We start from the raw sequence: 15,375 nt of genomic DNA, 5'->3' as shown, positions 1-15,375 counted from the left end.
GCGCTGACCTGCGACGACGATCACGCGAACCGATCGGGTGAGCCGGGTGCGGAACACACACTGGCTGCTCGCGCGACGCCGGTCCTAGCGTGGGCGGAATGGGACCCGAACCCGACGCCAGCACCCCGACCGCCTCCGCGATGCGCCGCGCGCTCGCCCGGGCGCGTGACGGGAAGACACTGGACGTAGCCGAAGCGACCGTCCTGCTGCACGCCCGCGGCGAAGACCTGGGGAAGCTTTCCGAATACGCCTCGCGCATCCGCGACGCGGGCCTGGCCGAAGCCGGCCGCGCGGGCGTCATCACCTATAGCCGCAAGGTGTTCATCCCGCTGACCCGGCTGTGCCGCGACCGCTGCGGCTACTGCACGTTCGTCACCGTGCCGGGCCGGCTCGAATCGCCGTTCCTGTCCCCGGACGAAGTCCTGGATATCGCCCGCAAGGGTGCCGAGATGGGCTGCAAGGAGGCCCTCTTCACGCTCGGCGACCGGCCGGAGGACCGCTGGAAGGCCGCCCGCGAGTGGCTGGACGCGCACGGCTACGACGACACGCTGTCCTACGTGCGCGCGATGGCGATCCGCGTGCTGGAGGAGACCGGCCTGCTGCCGCACCTCAACCCGGGCGTGCTGACCTGGCAGGACTTCCAGCGGCTCAAGCCGGTCGCGCCGTCGATGGGCATGATGCTGGAGACCACGGCGACCCGCCTGTGGAGCGAGAAGGGCGGGCCGCACTACGGCTCGCCGGACAAGGACCCCGCGGTCCGGCTGCGGGTGCTCGAAGACGCCGGGCGCAGCAGCGTCCCGTTCACCACCGGCGTCCTCATCGGGATCGGCGAGACGTTCGAGGAGCGCGCGGACGCGCTGTTCGAGATCCGCAAGGTCGCCAAGACCTACGGCGGCATCCAGGAAGTGATCGTGCAGAACTTCCGGGCCAAGCCGGACACCAAGATGCGCGCGACGCCGGACGCCGACCTCGAAGAGCTGGCCGCGAACATCGCCGTCGCGCGGCTGGTGCTCGGCCCGAAGATGCGCATCCAGGCGCCGCCGAACCTCATCGGCAACCAGTACGACCTGATGATCCGCGCCGGCATCGACGACTGGGGTGGCGTTTCGCCGCTGACCCCGGACCACGTCAACCCGGAACGCGCGTGGCCGCAGATCGACGAGCTGGCCCGCCGCACCGAGAAGGCCGGGTTCCAGCTCAAGGAGCGGCTGACGATCTACCCGGAGTACGTCAAGGCCGGCGAGCCGTGGCTGGACCCGCGGATCACGCGGCACGTCGCGGCCCTCGTCGACGCGAAGACCGGGATGGCCCGCGAAGGCGCCATGCCGGTCGGCATCCCGTGGCAGGAGCCGGACGGCGGCTGGCAGGAGTCCGGGCGCACCGACCTGCACACCGAGATCGACACCACGGGCCGCACCGAGGACCGCCGCAGCGACTTCGACTCCGTCTACGGCGACTGGAAGGAGATCGGCGACCGGATCAAGACCGGGCCGCAGCGGTTCGACACCGACATCCTGGAAGCGTTGCGCAGTGCGGAAAAGAACCCGGCCGGGCTCTCCGACGACGCCGCGCTGGCGCTGCTGCACGCCGACGGCAAGGAGCTGGACGCGTTCACCCGGATCGCCGACGACCTGCGCCGCGAGACCGTCGGCGACGACATCACGTTCGTCGTCACGCGGAACATCAACTTCACCAACGTCTGCTACACGGGTTGCCGCTTCTGCGCCTTCGCTCAGCGTCGCACCGACGCCGACGCGTACACGCTCTCGCTGGAGCAGGTCGGCGACCGCGTCGACGAGGCGTGGGCCGCGGGCGCGACCGAGATCTGCATGCAGGGCGGCATCCACCCGGACCTGCCCGGCACCGCGTACTTCGACCTGGCGGCCGAGGTCAAGCGCCGTCAGCCGGGGATCCACCTGCATTCCTACAGCCCGATGGAGGTCGTGAACGGCGCTTCGCGGACCAACCTGTCGCTGCGCGACTGGCTGATCAAGGCGAAGGAGTCGGGCGTGGACTCGCTGCCGGGCACGGCGGCGGAGATCCTCGACGACGACGTCCGCTGGGTCCTCACGAAGGGCAAGCTGCCGACGTCGGAGTGGATCAAGGTTGTCACGACGGCGCACGAGGTCGGGCTGCCGACGACGTCGACGATGATGTACGGCCACGTCGACACGCCGGCGCACTGGGTCGCGCACCTGAAGCTGCTCGCGCGGCTGCAGCGCGAAGGCCTGGAGAAGCACGGCCGGCGCGGGTTCACCGAGTTCGTGCTGCTGCCGTTCATCCACCAGAGCGCGCCGATCTACCTGGCCGGGCTCGCCCGCCCGGGCACGACGCTGCGCGAGAACCGCGCGGTGCACGCGCTGGCGCGGCTGCTGCTGCACGGCATGATCGACAACATCCAGAGCTCGTGGGTGAAGCTCGGCGAAGAAGGCAGCCGCGCGGTGCTGCAGGGCGGGGTCAACGACATCGGCGGGACGCTGATGGAGGAGACGATCAGCCGGATGGCGGGCGCGTCGAACGGGTCGTACAAGACGATCAGCGACATGCGCGCGATGGTCGAGCCGCTGGGCCGCCCGCTGGTCCAGCGCACGACGGACTACGGACGGCCGTCGGCGGAACGGCTCGCCGCGGCGGCCGCTTCGGACGGCGTCGCGACGCAGGTGCGCAAACCGCTCCTGCCGCTGCTCACGCCGTGACGGACCGGTGGTCGCGGAGGCGATCCTCCGCGACCACCGTGTGTCACCGCTCACAAACCGACGGTTGACCCGGCGAGATCTGTGCTACCTCTGTTCCTTCACCGCCGGAAGGGACTTCGATGAGCACCTCCGTAGCGCCACTGGAAATGGTCGACACCGACCGCTACCCGCTCACCGATCCGGACAGCGCCGCGTGGCGGGCGGCCGTCGAGCGCACCCGCGCGGACCTCGCCGACGCCGGCTGCAGTGTGCTCGCCGACTTCGTCCGTCCCGAGCTGCGTGAAGTCCTGCGGGCCGAGTGCGCCGCCCTCGAGCCGTTCGCCCACGCCGAGATCGAACGGGTCAACGCCTACAACATCGCCCTGGACACCCCGCTGCCCGAAGACCACCCGGGCCGGACGGTCATGGAACGCGGCAACGCCTTCGTCGCCCGCGACCGCGTCCCGGCTTCGGCCATCATCAGCCGGCTCTACACGAGCCCGCTGTTCCAGCGGTTCGTCGCCGACTGCTTCGGCCTGCCGCGGCTGCACGAGCTCGCCGACCCGCTGTCCGGGCTGACCCTCAACGTCATCGCGCCCGGCCGCTCGCACCCGTGGCACTTCGACACCAACGAGTACACCGTCAGCATGCTGACCCAGGCCGCGGAAGCCGGCGGGACCTTCGAGTACTGCCCCGGCATCCGGTCCGCCGCGGACGAGAACTTCCCGGCCGTCCGGGCCGTGCTCGCCGGCGACACGCGGCCGGTCCGGCAGCTGACCCTGCGGCCCGGTGACCTTCAGCTGTTCAAAGGCCGCTTCGCCCTGCATCGGGTCAATACCGTGGCCGGAACGATCGCCCGGCACTCGGCGATCTTCGCCTACAGCGAGCGTCCCGGGGTCGTCGGCAGCGCGGAGCGGACGCGGCAGCTGTTCGGCCGCGTCCTGCCCGTCCACCTCGCGGAGCGCACCGTGCGCGGCGACGAGCTGCTCGACTGAATCAGGAGCTGGCCCGTGCCTTTCGACTCGACCGGCAAGATCTCGTTCGACCACATCTACACCGCACCGGACCCGCGCCCGTTCTTCGGCACGCTGCGCCGGGTGGACTACGGCATTCCCCAGCTGGCGAAGCCGTACTTCACGAAGCTGATCCGCGAGCACCCGGCCGAGCGCCCGACCGTGCTCGACGTCGGCTGCTCCTACGGCGTCAACGCGGCTTTGCAGCGGTGCGACGCGACGATGGACGACCTCTACGCGCACTACACGGCAGCCGACGTGCGCGCGCTGAACCACACGCAGCTGGTCGAGGCCGACCGGGCGCGCGTCACCGGTACCGGCGGCGCGCGGTTCTACGGTCTCGACGCGTCCGCGCCGGCGCTGGAGTACGCGCTGTCGGCCGGGTTCCTCGACGAGGCCATCCACGCCGACCTCGAACGCGACGACCCGGACAGCACCCAGCGCAAGCTCCTCGACGACGTCGACCTCGTGATCTCGACCGGCTGCGTCGGGTACGTCACCGAGAAGACCCTCGCCACGGTCGCGCGCGGCGCACGGCCGTGGATGGCCCACTTCGTGCTGCGGATGTTCTCCTACGAGCCCATCGCCGAGAGCCTGGCCGAGCTGGGCTACGACACAGTGAGCGTGCCGGGTGTGTTCCCGCAGCGGCAGTTCGCTTCCGGCGAAGAGCAGGCGCAGATCCTGGACACGCTGGAAGCCGCCGGTGTCGACCCCACCGGGCTGGAGTCCGGCGGATGGCTCTACGCCCGGCTGTATGTTTCCCGTCCTGCAGGCTTGCCCGAACTCGAACTCCCCGACGCAGAAGGATGATCGTGAGCAGTCCGGAATGGTCCACCCGCACCTTCGGCAACGAGGACCGCCTCCCCCGCGTCCCCGTCCCCACGCTCGAGGACAGCGGCCGCCGCTTCCTCGAGTGGTGCGCTCCGCTGCTGACGCCGGACGAGCTGGCGGAGACCGAAGCCGCGGTGGCGGAGTTCGTGGCGGGTCCCGGGCCGGAACTGCAGGCCGTGCTCGAGGAGTACGACCGCTCGCCGGGCGTGCGCAGCTGGCTCGACACCTTCTGGCCGTACCGCTACCTCGGCCGCCGCGACCGGATCGCGCTCAACGCCAACTTCTTCTTCCTGTTCCAGGACTCCCCGCTCGGCCAGGTGGAGCGTGCGGCCGATTTGACCGCGTCCGCCGTGGACTACAAGCTGCGGCTCGACGACGAGCGGGTGCCGCCGGTGTTCCTGCGCGGCGCGCCGCAGTCGATGGTGCAGCACAAGTTCCTGTTCTCGGCCACGCGGATCCCGGGCGAGGTGCTGGACACCGCGCGCACGCCGTACCGCGAAGGCTGGGAAGGCCCGTCGCGGGAACGGCACATCGTCGTGTTCCGCCGGGGCACGCCGTTCCGGATGGACGTCATCGCCGCCGATGGCCGCCCGTACTCGCCGGCGCAGCTGGCCGAAGGACTGCGCGCGATCCTCAAGGACGACCGCGTCACCGACGTCTCCGCCGGGCACTTCACGACGAAGGCCCGCGCGGAATGGGCGGCTTCGCGGGCGGCGCTGCTCGAAGCGGGCAACGCCGCCGCGCTCGAGACCATCGAAACGGCGCTGTTCTGCCTGTGCCTGGACGACTTCACGCCGTCGAGCGCCCTGGAGGCCGGTGACCAGCTGCTGTACGGCGACAACCGCTGGTACGACAAGGCCGTGTCGCTGGTCGTGTTCGAGGACGGCACCGCGGGGATCAACGTCGAGCACTGCGAGCTCGACGGGACCACGATCCTCGGCTTCACGGACGCGCTGCTCAGCGGCTCGCGCGAAGAGCGCGAGACGGCTTCGGGGGTGCCGGGTTTCGAGCGCGTCGAGTTCACGCTGACCGACACGCTCCGCGAAGACGCCCAAGCAGCCGGAGCCGCCTTCAAGGCGTACGCGGACGCGACCGCGACGCAGACCGTGTCGTTCGACTTCGGCGCCGACCGGGCGAAGGAGCTGGGCATGTCCCCGGACGCCTTCGCGCAGATGGCGTACCAGCTCGCGCACCGCCGGGCGAAGGGCCTGACCGGCGCGACGTACGAATCGATCGCCACTCGGCAGTTCCAGAACGGCCGCACGGAGGCCATGCGCGTCGTCACGCCCGAGGTAGTGCGCTTCGCCGACGTGATGACCGACCCGGCTGCTTCGCGCGAGGAAAAGCGCGAAGCGTTCCGCGCGGCCGCCGCGAAGCACGTCGCCCGCGCGAAGGAGTGCCAGGCCGGTGACGCGCCGGAGCAGCACCTGTGGGAGCTGCAGCTGATCGGGAAACGGCGGGGCGACACCGGAACGCCGTCGCTGTACACGTCACCCGGCTGGCTGAAGATGCGGGACGACTACCTGAGCACCAGCTCGGCGCCGTCGGTCAACATCCGGTACTTCGGCTTCGGCTCCACGAGCCCGCAGTGCATCGGCGTCGCGTACGTGCTGCTGCCGGACCGCTGGAACATCTACCTCAGCACGCCCAAGCACGTCGCCGCGGAGATGTACCGCTTCGCCGGCGAGCTGGCGAAGGCCGTCACCGAACTGCAGGAGCTGCTGGCTCGGTGACGGCCAGGCGCTGGGTGACGAACAGCGCGGCCCGGTCGAGGGCCTGACCGGCTTCGTCGAGAGTGCCGGTGAAGGCCTGGAAGACGTGCGGCACGCCGGCGGTGACGTCCAGGATCACGTCGACCTCCGCGTCGCGGGCGCGTCGCGCGAGCCGGACGGCGTCGTCGAGGAGGACCTCGTTCGTGCCCACCTGGAGCAGGATGGGCGGGAATCCGGTCAGGTCCGCGTGCACCGCGGGGGCGAGCAGCGGCTGAGCGGGGTCCTGCCCGGCCAGGTACATGGCGCCGGTGTGGCCCATGCTCTCGCGGGTGAAGAACGGGTCGATGCCTTCCTTCGTCACCATCGTGGCTCCCGAGCGGGTGTGGTCCAGGCCCGGTGAGAACGCCACGATCCCCGCGGGCACCGGCAGTCCCGCGTCGCGGGCGGCCAGGCAGGTCGTCACGCTCAGGCCGCCGCCGGCGGAGTCACCGGCGAAGACGATCCCGGCCGGGTCTTCGCCGTCGTCCAGCAGGTTCCGGTAGGCGGCCACGCCGTCCTCGATCGCGGCCGGGAAGGGGTGTTCCGGCGCGAGCCGGTAGTCCAGGGACACGGCCCGGACGCCGGTGCGCACCACGAGGTTCGCGGTGAGCGCCATCGCGGTCCGCGGCGAGCCGAGGGCGAAGGAGCCGCCGTGGAAGTACAGGATCGTGCCCGGCCGCGCGGGCGCGTCCGGTGCGGGTCCGACGAGGATCGCCGGGCGGCCGCCGAGCTCGGCCGGGGTCTGCACGACCGCGTCCGGGACGGGGAAGGCGCTCATCATCGCGGCGAAGCCCGCGCGCATCCGCTCGACCGGCAGCGGCTCGAAGCCCTGCGGTGCCCGCCGCAGCATCTCGTCCACGGCGCGGCGTTGTTCCCTGCTCATCGGGTGTCCCCTCGGTTCGTTCGCGAAAAGTCCATGCCTAGGCATGCACTGCTAGTCTATATGCCGTGGCATGTACTTCGGCAACCGAGCAGCTCTTCGACCACCTGGTGCGGTGCGAGACCCGGCTCTACAACGCGCTCGGGGAACGGCTCAAGGCCGAGCACGGCATCGTCGCCTCGCAGTTCGAGTTCCTGAGCTACGTCGAGCGGCACCCGCGGTGCCGGGTCGCCGACATCGCGACCACCTTCGCGATCGGCATCGGCGCGACGAGCAAGGGCATCGACCGCCTGGAAGCCCGCGGCTGGGTGCGGCGGGTGCCCCACCCGGCGGACCGGCGCTCGTCGCTGATCGAACTGACGTCCGCGGGCCGGAACCTGGTCACCGCGGCGGAGCGGACGTTCCGCGAACAGCTGGAGACGCTGCTCGCGCCGGCGATCACCGAGGAGCAGGCCGGTGCGCTCGTGCCGGTGTTCGCCGCGCTTCGCCAGGCGCTGGAGCAGCGGAACGCCGGGCTGCCGACGGGGTGAGGGCGGGCGACGCGCCCGGCGTCACGACGCCGGGACCGAGACCACCAGGACCAGGGACCCGTCGAACGCCGGCTGCTCGCGCAGGCGTCCGTAGCGGCGGTCCCACGTGCCGTCGTCGAGGTCGTGGCGCAGCTCGGCGGCGAACCGGTGGTGCACGCGGTCGTCGACGAAGCTCCACGCCGAGCACGACAGCCGCGCGCCCGGGTCGAGCAGGCGCTCCGGGCGGGCGTAGTACGCCTCGTTGAAGCCGTCCGTGCAGTCGATCGGGATGGGCACGCCGATGATCGACGTGTCGCCGCCGAGCGCGTCGGCGATGTCGTCGACCGGCGGGTAGCGCCGCGCCTCCGTCTCGATCACCTCGGGCGCGTAGTCGAGCAGCCAGAAGCGCCGCAGCAGCGCCGGGTCGCAGGTCAGGATGGCGATCGGGCCGCGGGTGACCCGGCGCATCTCCCGCAGCCCGGCCCACAGGTCGTTCCACTGGTGGACGCTGAACGTGCTCATCGCGCCCTCGAACGCCCGGTCCGGGAACGGCAGCTTTTCGGCCACCGCGTCGATCGCGGGCGGCAGGCCGGCCGGGCGCTGCGCGCGCATCGAGGCCGACGGCTCGACCGCCGTCACCTCCCGGTCTTCGGGCTCGTACGCGCCGGCGCCCGCGCCGACGTTGAGCACGGTCCGGGCGTCGCCCAGCGCGTCGAGGATGTAGCGGCCGATGCGGGGATCCGGCTTGCGGTAGTCGGTGTAGACCCCGCCGATCGCGCCGTAGTCGGCGTCCCCCGCGCTGCCGTCGGCCCGTCGCTGGCTCATGGCGACAACGTAGCAAGAAGCACCGGTTCGTCAGTTTCTGTCGCAAATTTGCGTAAGTTAGTCGAACTATTGCGATTTCTTGTTCATGATTCGTATGATCCCGGTCACGTCGACGGCCTGTCCCTCCCGATCCCCGCGAGAAAGGTGACGACGATGTCCCCCACTCCCCGGTGCTCCGCGGCCTTGCTGGCCGCGGCGCTCGCCGCGGCCGGCCTGACCGTGCTGGCCGGCGCGGCCACCCCCGCCGCCGCGGCGACCTGCCCCTCGACGGCGTCCGGCGGTGCCAGCGTGCCGTTCCGGACCGTCGAAGCCGAGTGCTCGGCCACGAACGGCTCACCCGTCGGACCCGACTACACCCAGGCCACCGTCGCCTCGGAAGCCTCCGGACGGCAGGCGGTGCGGATCACCACCGGCCAGTACGTCGAGTTCACGCTGCCGGCCGCGGCCAACTCGATCAACGTCCACTACAACCTCCCCGACGGCACCTCCGGGCGGCTTTCGGTGTACGTCAACGGAACCAAGCTCGGCAGCGGTCTCGCGGTGACGTCCCGCTATTCCTATGTGGACACCGGATGGATCCCGGGCGCGAAGACGCACCACTTCTTCGACGACGCCCGGCTGCTGTTCGGCCAGAACGCCGCAGCCGGGGCGAAGGTACGCGTGCAGGCCGACGCCGGTGACGTCGGCCAGGCGACCATCGACCTGGCGGACTTCGAGCAGGTCGGCGCCGCGGGCACCAAGCCCGCCACCGCGCTGTCGGTGACCGACTACGGCGCCACCGCGAACGACGGTTCCGACGATTCGCAGGCGTTCCGGAACGCGCTCGCGGCCGCCCGCTCGCAGGGGCGCGAGGTCTGGGTGCCGGAAGGCCGGTTCGACATCGGCTCGGCGCTGCAGATCGACCAGACGACCGTCCGCGGCGCCGGATCGTGGTACACCGTGCTGCACGGCAACAACATCTTCAACAACGGCAGCGCGTCCGGGAACATCAAGCTCTACGACTTCGCCGTCTTCGGTGACGTCACCGAGCGCAACGACGGCAGCCCGGACAACGCGTTCCACGGCGTCCTCGGCACCGGTTCGGTCGTGTCCGGCCTGTGGATCCAGGACACGAAGTGCGGGCTGTGGCTGATGAACGGTGCGTCGTCGAACCTCACCATCGAGCACAACCGCATCCTCGACACGCAGGCCGACGGCGTGAACTTCGACGGCGCGGTGACGAATTCGACGTTGCGCGACAACTACCTGCGCAACAACGGCGACGACGGGCTCGCGCTGTGGTCCAACGGCCAGGCCGACTCGGGCAACACCATCGCGAACAACACCGTCGTGCAGCCGAACCTCGCCAACGGCATCGCCCTGTACGGCGGCTCGGACAACACGGTGAGCGGCAACCTCGTCCAGGACACCAACGCTCTCGGCGGCGGCTACCTGGTGGCGAACCGGTTCAACTCGGTGCCGCTGTCCGGCACGGTGACGCTGGCGAACAACACCGCGCTGCGGGCCGGCGCGCTCGACCCGAACTGGCAGTTCGGCGTCGGCGCGTTGTGGTTCGACGCGCGCGACCAGGCGATCACCGGCGTCACCGTCCGGGTCACCGGGTTCACCGCGATCCAGAGCCCGTACGAGGCGATCCAGTTCATCGACGGCAACGGCGCGGGCAAGCCGATCCAGGGCATCACGATCGACGGCGTCTCGGTGCAGGGCACCGGCACGTTCGTGGCGCAGGCGCAGACGCAGGGGGCGGTGTCGATCAGCAACCTGACCGCGTCCGGCGTGGGCGTGACCGGGACGTACAACTGCCCCTACCCGCCGTCGATCCCGAAGATGACCTTCAGCGGGTCCGGCAACAGCGGCTGGACCGGGACCTGGAGCGACTGCTCGACGTGGCCCGCGCCGAACTCCGGCCCGCCGCAGCCGCCGCAGCCCGGGACCAACCTCGCCCGCGGGAAGGCGATCACGGCATCGGGCTCCCAGGGCGGCTTCCCGCCGTCGAACGCCGTGGACGGGGACGCGAACTCGTACTGGGAGAGCACGAACAACGCGTTCCCGCAGACGCTGACGGTCGACCTCGGCACGGCGTCGTCGATCAACAAGGTCACGCTGCGCCTGCCGCCGTCGCCGGCGTGGGGCCCGCGCACCCAGACGGTGACGATCTCGGGCAGCACCGACGGCGGTGCGTACACGACGTTGGTGGGCTCGCGCGGCTACGCGTTCGACCCGGCTTCCGGCAACACGGCGTCGGTGTCTTTCGCGGCGACGTCTGAGCGCTTCGTGCGGCTGACGTTCACCGGCAACACCGGCTGGCCCGCCGGCCAGGTGTCCGAGCTGGAGGTGGCGGCCGCGTAGCGTCCGGCGTCCGCAGGCCCGTACCGGTGCGCGCACCGGTACGGGCTTGTCTTACTTTTGCGTCCGGTTGCTGTAAAGTTTCACCCATGACGCGTCGCCTTGCCGAAGTCGCCCGCCAGGTCGGGGTCTCCGAAGCCACGGTCAGCCGGGTGCTCAACGGCCGGTCCGGGGTCTCCGCCAGCACTCGGGCCGCCGTGCTCACCGCGCTGGACGTGATGGGGTACGAACGCCCGACCCAGCTGCGGGGCGAGCGGGCCCGCCTGGTCGGGCTGGTGCTGCCGGAGCTGCAGAACCCGATCTTCCCGGCGCTGGCCGAGATCATGGGCAACGGGCTGGCGCAGCAGGGGTTCACGCCGGTGCTCTGCACGCGGACCGCGGGCGGGGTGTCGGAGGCGGAGTACGTCGAGCTGCTCCTGCAGCAGCAGGTGTCGGGCGTGGTGTTCGCCGGCGGGCTGTACGCGCAGGCGGACGCGGTGCACTCGCACTACCACCACCTCGTCGAGCGGCGGCTGCCGACGGTCCTCATCAACGCGGCGGTCGAGCACCTGGGCCTCCCGCAGGTCTCGTGCGACGACGCCGTGGCGGTCGAGCAGGTCGTCGGGCACCTGAGCTCCTTGGGGCACGAGAAGATCGGGCTGGTGCTCGGGCCGTCGGACCACGTGCCGTCGCAGCGGAAGCTGGCGGCTTTCCGCTCGTATGCCGCGAAGCTCGGGCTGCCGGTGCTGGACGAGCTGGTCGAACACGGGATGTTCTCGATCGAGGGCGGCCACGCGGCGGCGGCACGTTTGTACCCCCGAGGGGCGACGGCGGTGCTGTGCGCGAGCGACCTGCTGGCACTGGGCGCGATCCGCGCGGCCCGGCGGCAGGGGCTGTCCGTGCCGGAGGACATCTCGGTGGTCGGCTACGACGACTCGGCGTTGATGAACTGCACGGACCCGCCGCTGACAACTACCCGGCAGCCGATCGAGGCCATGGGCCGCGCGGTCGTGGAGCTGCTGGTGAAGCGCATCAACGGCGGTGAAGTGGCGGCCGAGGAGCTGCTTTTCGCGCCGGAACTGGTGGTGCGGGGGTCCACGGCCCGCCGGACTGCCTGACCTCTCACTTCGCCAAGCGCCCCAAGGCGGCCTTCGGTGCGTCCCACGCACCGAAGGCCGCCTTGGTTGCGTCTCACGCACCGAAGGCCGCCTTGGTTGCGTCTCACGCACCGAAGGCCACATTGGGGCGCTTGGGGCTGTCGCGGCCTGTTCGTAACTTTCAACTTCTCGTCGTCTTATTGCGCTGATCCGGTCTGCCACTTTAGAGTGACCGCAATCACGTGACAGCCGTCGCGACCCCGAGAAGAGGCTTGAGATGAGCAGTCCCTGGTCCCGATCCGTGTCCCGCCGCACGTTGTGCCTGCTCGCCGCCGGTGGGCTCGCCCTCACCGTCGCCGCCTGCGGCGACGGGGACAACGCCACCCAGCCCGGCGGGAAGGTGACGATCACGGTCACCGGCCAGCCGCCGACCAGCCAGCCGTTCGAGCGGGGCGTCTTCGACGCCGACGTCAAGGAGTTCGAGGCCACCCACCCGAACATCCACATCGAGCCGCACGAAGGGTTCATGGATCCGAAGACGTTCTCCGCTAAGCTCGCCGGCGGGCAGCTCGAGGACGTCTACTACGTCTACTTCACCGACCCGGCGCAGATCATCGCGCGGCACCAGGCCGCCGACATCACGGAAGCCGTGCAGAACGTCCCGCACGTCAACGACATCAAGCCGGAACTGCTCGACAACTTCCGGGGCCCGGGCGGCAAGCTCTACGGCCTGCCGACCATGAACTACACCATGGGCCTGCTCTACAGCCGCCCGCTGTTCCAGAAGGCCGGGCTCGACCCGGACAAGCCGCCGCAGACCTGGGACGAGGTCCGCGAAGCCGCGAAGAAGATCGCCGCGCTGGGCAACGGGATCGTCGGGTACGCCGACTACAGCAAGAACAACCAGGGCGGCTGGCACCTGACCGGCTGGCTCTACTCGATGGGCGGCGACATCGCCCGCAAGGACGGCGACAAGTGGGTCGCCGACTTCGACAACGACAAGGGCCGCAAAGCCCTGCAGTACCTGCACGACATGCGCTGGACCGACAACTCCATGGGCGCCAAGCAGCTCCTCGAAGCCCAGGACGTCCAGCGCATGATGGGCGCCGGCCAGCTCGGCATGTACATGGCCGCCCCGGACAACGTCCCGGTGCTGGTCAAGCAGTTCAACGGCAAGTACGAGGACTACGGCATCGCGGGCATGCCCGGTGGCCAGGGCACCCTGCTCGGCGGCGAAGGCTACATGATCAACCCGAAGGCGTCGCCGGAGAAGGTCAAGGCCGGTCTCGAATGGATCCAGTGGAAGTACCTCAACCCGGACCGCTTCGAGAAGCACATCCAGCAGTACGTCGAGGGCAAGCAGCCGGTCGGGCTGCCCGCCGAGCCCACCCCGGACGTCTGGCAGGGCGCGGTGCGCGACCAGCAGCTGGCACTGAAGGCCAAGTACGCCAACGTTCCCGCGAAGAACTTTCAGTCCTATGTGGACACGACGAGCAAGATCAAGGGCAGCATCGAGCCGCCGAACGCGCAGCAGATCTACGCCGCGCTCGACAGCGTGATGCAGGCCGTCCTCACGGACCAGAACGCGAACATCGACCAGCAGCTTTCGTCGGCCGCGTCGAAGGTCAACAGTGTCCTCGCCCAGGTCAAGTAGCCTGCTCGCCTGGCCCGCGGCGAAGCCGTCGCGGGCCGGGCGCCCGGCCGCCACGCGGGTCAACCGCACGAAGATCCGCCGCAAGCTCAAGGAGAACGTCTCCGCGTACGGCCTGCTCTGCGCCGCGCTCGTGGTGTTCGCGCTGTTCTCCTGGTACCCGATCGTGCGCGGCGTGCTGCTGAGCTTCCAGCAGGTCGACTTCGTCAACGCGCCGACGTGGGTCGGGTTCGGCAACTTCACGAAGCTGTTCGAAGACCCGCTGTTCGGCGTCGCGTGGCGGAACACGCTGCTGTTCACCGGGCTCGCGCTGGTCTTCGGCTTCGCCGTGCCGTTCTTCACCGCCGTGCTGCTGAACGAACTGAGACACGCGAAAGCGTTCTTCCGGCTCGCCGTCTACCTGCCGGTGATGCTGCCCCCGGTCGTGACGGCGCTGATGTGGAAGTGGTTCTACGACCCGGGTCCGGGCCTGTTCAACTCCGCGCTCGGCGCGGTCGGCCTGCCCGGCGGCCAGTGGCTGGATTCGTCCGGCACGGCCATGCTGTCGCTGGTCTTCGTCTCGACGTGGGCCAACATGGGCAGCACCACGCTCATCTACCTGGCCGCGCTCGGCACGATCCCCGGCGAGCTGTACGAAGCCGCGGAGCTGGACGGCGCCGGGCTGTGGAAGCGGCTGCGGCACGTGACGTTCCCGCAGACCCGGTTCGTCCTGCTCGTGCTCCTGCTGCTGCAGATCGTCGCGACCATGCAGGTGTTCACCGAGCCGTACGTGATGACCGGCGGCGGGCCGGACGACTCGACGGTCACCGTGTTGCTGCTGCTTTACCGCTACGCCTTCGTCTACAACGACTTCGGCTCGGCCAGCGCGATGAGCCTGCTGCTGTTCGTGGCGCTCGGCGTGTTCTCGGCGTGGTACGTCCGGCTGACGCGGAAGGCGGACCAGTCATGAGAACACTCGTATCGCCGGGCGCACTGCGCAGCCCACGCGGCAAGCTGGTCTACGGCGTCGTCTTCGCGTGCACGTTGGCGATCTTCGTGCTCGCCTTCCTGTTCCCGCTGTACTGGGCGGTGACGGGCGCGATGAAATCCCCGCAGGAACTGGCCCAGACCCCGGCGACGCTCGTCCCGCACGAGTGGCACCCGGAGACCTTCGCCGACGCCTGGGACCAGCTCAGCCTGGGCAAGTACTTCCTCAACACGATCATCGTGGCGGGCGGGGCGTGGCTGGCGCAGCTGGCCGTCGACGTCCCGGCCGCGTTCGCGCTGTCGAAGCTGAGGCCGAAGTTCGGCAACGTCGTGCTCGGCCTGATGCTGGCCACGCTCATGCTGCCGGCCACGGCGCTGCTCGTCCCGACCTACGTGACGGTGACCGACCTGCCGTTGCTGCACCTCAACCTGATCAACTCGCCGACGGCGGTCTGGCTGCCCGCGGCGGCGAACGCGTTCAACATCTATCTGCTGAAGCGGTTCTTCGACCAGATCCCGGACGAGCTGATCGAGGCCGCGCGCCTCGACGGCGCCGGGCCGGTGCGCACGCTCTGGCGGATCATCCTGCCGATTTCGCGGCCGATCCTGGCCGTGGTGTCGATCCTCGCGGTGGTCACCGCGTGGAAGGACTTCATCTGGCCGCTGCTGGTGTTCCCGGACACCGGAAAGCAGACGCTCTCGGTGATGCTGCAGCGGGTGGCGATCGACATGCCGCTCAACGTGCTCGTCGCCGGGATGGTGCTGGCCAGCCTGCCGATGGTGGCGCTGTTCCTCGTGTTCCAGCGGCAGATCCTCGCCGGGCTGACCGCCGGCTCCATCAAGGGCTGAGCT

The 15,375-nt window shown here is 70.0% G+C and carries 12 protein-coding genes; 10 read left to right on the top strand and 2 right to left on the bottom strand.

Translation table 11 applies throughout. From position 1 onward, the window contains the following. Window positions 1–98: 98 nt before the first annotated feature. The 4 genes from BT341_RS16720 to BT341_RS16705 all read left to right on the top strand — a co-directional run bounded on the left by BT341_RS16720 (window position 99) and on the right by BT341_RS16705 (window position 6,252). Window positions 99–2,696, top strand: a complete 2,598-nt coding sequence (locus BT341_RS16720; protein WP_072477197.1) for a bifunctional FO biosynthesis protein CofGH — start codon at window positions 99–101, stop codon at window positions 2,694–2,696. 119 nt (window positions 2,697–2,815) lie between these two features. Beyond that, the gene (locus tag BT341_RS16715) at window positions 2,816–3,670 is read left to right on the top strand and encodes a HalD/BesD family halogenase (protein ID WP_072477196.1); all 855 of its coding nucleotides are present in this window, start codon (window positions 2,816–2,818) and stop codon (window positions 3,668–3,670) included. Between the two features lie 15 nt (window positions 3,671–3,685). Further along, window positions 3,686–4,498 carry a class I SAM-dependent methyltransferase gene (locus BT341_RS16710; protein ID WP_072477195.1) on the top strand — a complete coding sequence of 271 codons (813 nt, stop codon included), beginning with the start codon at window positions 3,686–3,688 and terminating at the stop codon, window positions 4,496–4,498. Next, entirely contained in the window at window positions 4,495–6,252 is a 1,758-nt protein-coding gene (locus tag BT341_RS16705) for a choline/carnitine O-acyltransferase (RefSeq protein ID WP_072477194.1), read from the top strand. Before BT341_RS16710 ends, BT341_RS16705 begins: the two co-directional genes overlap by 4 nt. On the opposite strand, the gene BT341_RS16700 is transcribed toward BT341_RS16705, so the two are convergent. Then, complete coding sequence (locus BT341_RS16700) at window positions 6,221–7,153, bottom strand: alpha/beta hydrolase (protein WP_072477193.1); 933 nt, start codon at window positions 7,151–7,153, stop codon at window positions 6,221–6,223. The genes BT341_RS16705 and BT341_RS16700 overlap by 32 nt on opposite strands. 65 nt (window positions 7,154–7,218) lie before the next feature. On the opposite strand from BT341_RS16700, the gene BT341_RS16695 reads away from it, so the two are divergent. Next, complete coding sequence (locus tag BT341_RS16695) at window positions 7,219–7,680, top strand: MarR family winged helix-turn-helix transcriptional regulator (RefSeq protein WP_072477192.1); 462 nt, start codon at window positions 7,219–7,221, stop codon at window positions 7,678–7,680. 21 nt (window positions 7,681–7,701) lie between these two features. On the opposite strand, the gene BT341_RS16690 is transcribed toward BT341_RS16695, so the two are convergent. Continuing rightward, window positions 7,702–8,484, bottom strand: a complete 783-nt coding sequence (locus tag BT341_RS16690; RefSeq protein ID WP_072477191.1) for a class I SAM-dependent methyltransferase — start codon at window positions 8,482–8,484, stop codon at window positions 7,702–7,704. Between the two features lie 153 nt (window positions 8,485–8,637). Here BT341_RS16690 and BT341_RS16685 point away from each other — a divergent pair, with 153 nt between their 5' ends. The 5 genes from BT341_RS16685 to BT341_RS16665 all read left to right on the top strand — a co-directional run bounded on the left by BT341_RS16685 (window position 8,638) and on the right by BT341_RS16665 (window position 15,372). Then, window positions 8,638–10,833 (top strand): discoidin domain-containing protein, encoded by a 2,196-nt coding sequence (locus tag BT341_RS16685; RefSeq protein ID WP_072477190.1) that lies wholly within the window; start codon window positions 8,638–8,640, stop codon window positions 10,831–10,833. 86 nt (window positions 10,834–10,919) lie between these two features. Then, complete coding sequence (locus tag BT341_RS16680) at window positions 10,920–11,927, top strand: LacI family DNA-binding transcriptional regulator (protein WP_072477189.1); 1,008 nt, start codon at window positions 10,920–10,922, stop codon at window positions 11,925–11,927. Between the two features lie 256 nt (window positions 11,928–12,183). Beyond that, on the top strand, window positions 12,184–13,560 hold the full coding sequence (locus tag BT341_RS16675) for an ABC transporter substrate-binding protein (RefSeq protein ID WP_072477188.1): 1,377 nt from the start codon (window positions 12,184–12,186) through the stop codon (window positions 13,558–13,560). Then, complete coding sequence (locus BT341_RS16670; RefSeq protein WP_072477187.1) at window positions 13,538–14,506, top strand: carbohydrate ABC transporter permease; 969 nt, start codon at window positions 13,538–13,540, stop codon at window positions 14,504–14,506. Before BT341_RS16675 ends, BT341_RS16670 begins: the two co-directional genes overlap by 23 nt. Beyond that, window positions 14,503–15,372, top strand: coding sequence for a carbohydrate ABC transporter permease (locus BT341_RS16665; protein ID WP_072477186.1), 870 nt, complete (start codon window positions 14,503–14,505; stop codon window positions 15,370–15,372). The genes BT341_RS16670 and BT341_RS16665 overlap by 4 nt, the downstream gene beginning before the upstream one ends. Window positions 15,373–15,375 lie beyond the last annotated feature (3 nt).

Origin of the sequence: Amycolatopsis australiensis (assembly GCF_900119165.1) — a bacterium.
GTDB classification, from domain to species: Bacteria; Actinomycetota; Actinomycetes; order Mycobacteriales; family Pseudonocardiaceae; genus Amycolatopsis; species Amycolatopsis australiensis.
This window is presented reverse-complemented; position numbering and strand designations above follow the sequence as displayed.

Coding starts and splice junctions, on each gene's coding strand:
- BT341_RS16705 (WP_072477194.1), top strand. CDS start 4,495: ATGATCGTGAGCAGTCCGGAATGGTCCACCCGCACCTTCGGCAACGAG.
- BT341_RS16675 (WP_072477188.1), top strand. CDS start 12,184: ATGAGCAGTCCCTGGTCCCGATCCGTGTCCCGCCGCACGTTGTGCCTG.
- BT341_RS16685 (WP_072477190.1), top strand. CDS start 8,638: ATGTCCCCCACTCCCCGGTGCTCCGCGGCCTTGCTGGCCGCGGCGCTC.
- BT341_RS16665 (WP_072477186.1), top strand. CDS start 14,503: ATGAGAACACTCGTATCGCCGGGCGCACTGCGCAGCCCACGCGGCAAG.
- BT341_RS16720 (WP_072477197.1), top strand. CDS start 99: ATGGGACCCGAACCCGACGCCAGCACCCCGACCGCCTCCGCGATGCGC.
- BT341_RS16680 (WP_072477189.1), top strand. CDS start 10,920: ATGACGCGTCGCCTTGCCGAAGTCGCCCGCCAGGTCGGGGTCTCCGAA.
- BT341_RS16715 (WP_072477196.1), top strand. CDS start 2,816: ATGAGCACCTCCGTAGCGCCACTGGAAATGGTCGACACCGACCGCTAC.
- BT341_RS16700 (WP_072477193.1), bottom strand. CDS start 7,153: ATGAGCAGGGAACAACGCCGCGCCGTGGACGAGATGCTGCGGCGGGCA.
- BT341_RS16690 (WP_072477191.1), bottom strand. CDS start 8,484: ATGAGCCAGCGACGGGCCGACGGCAGCGCGGGGGACGCCGACTACGGC.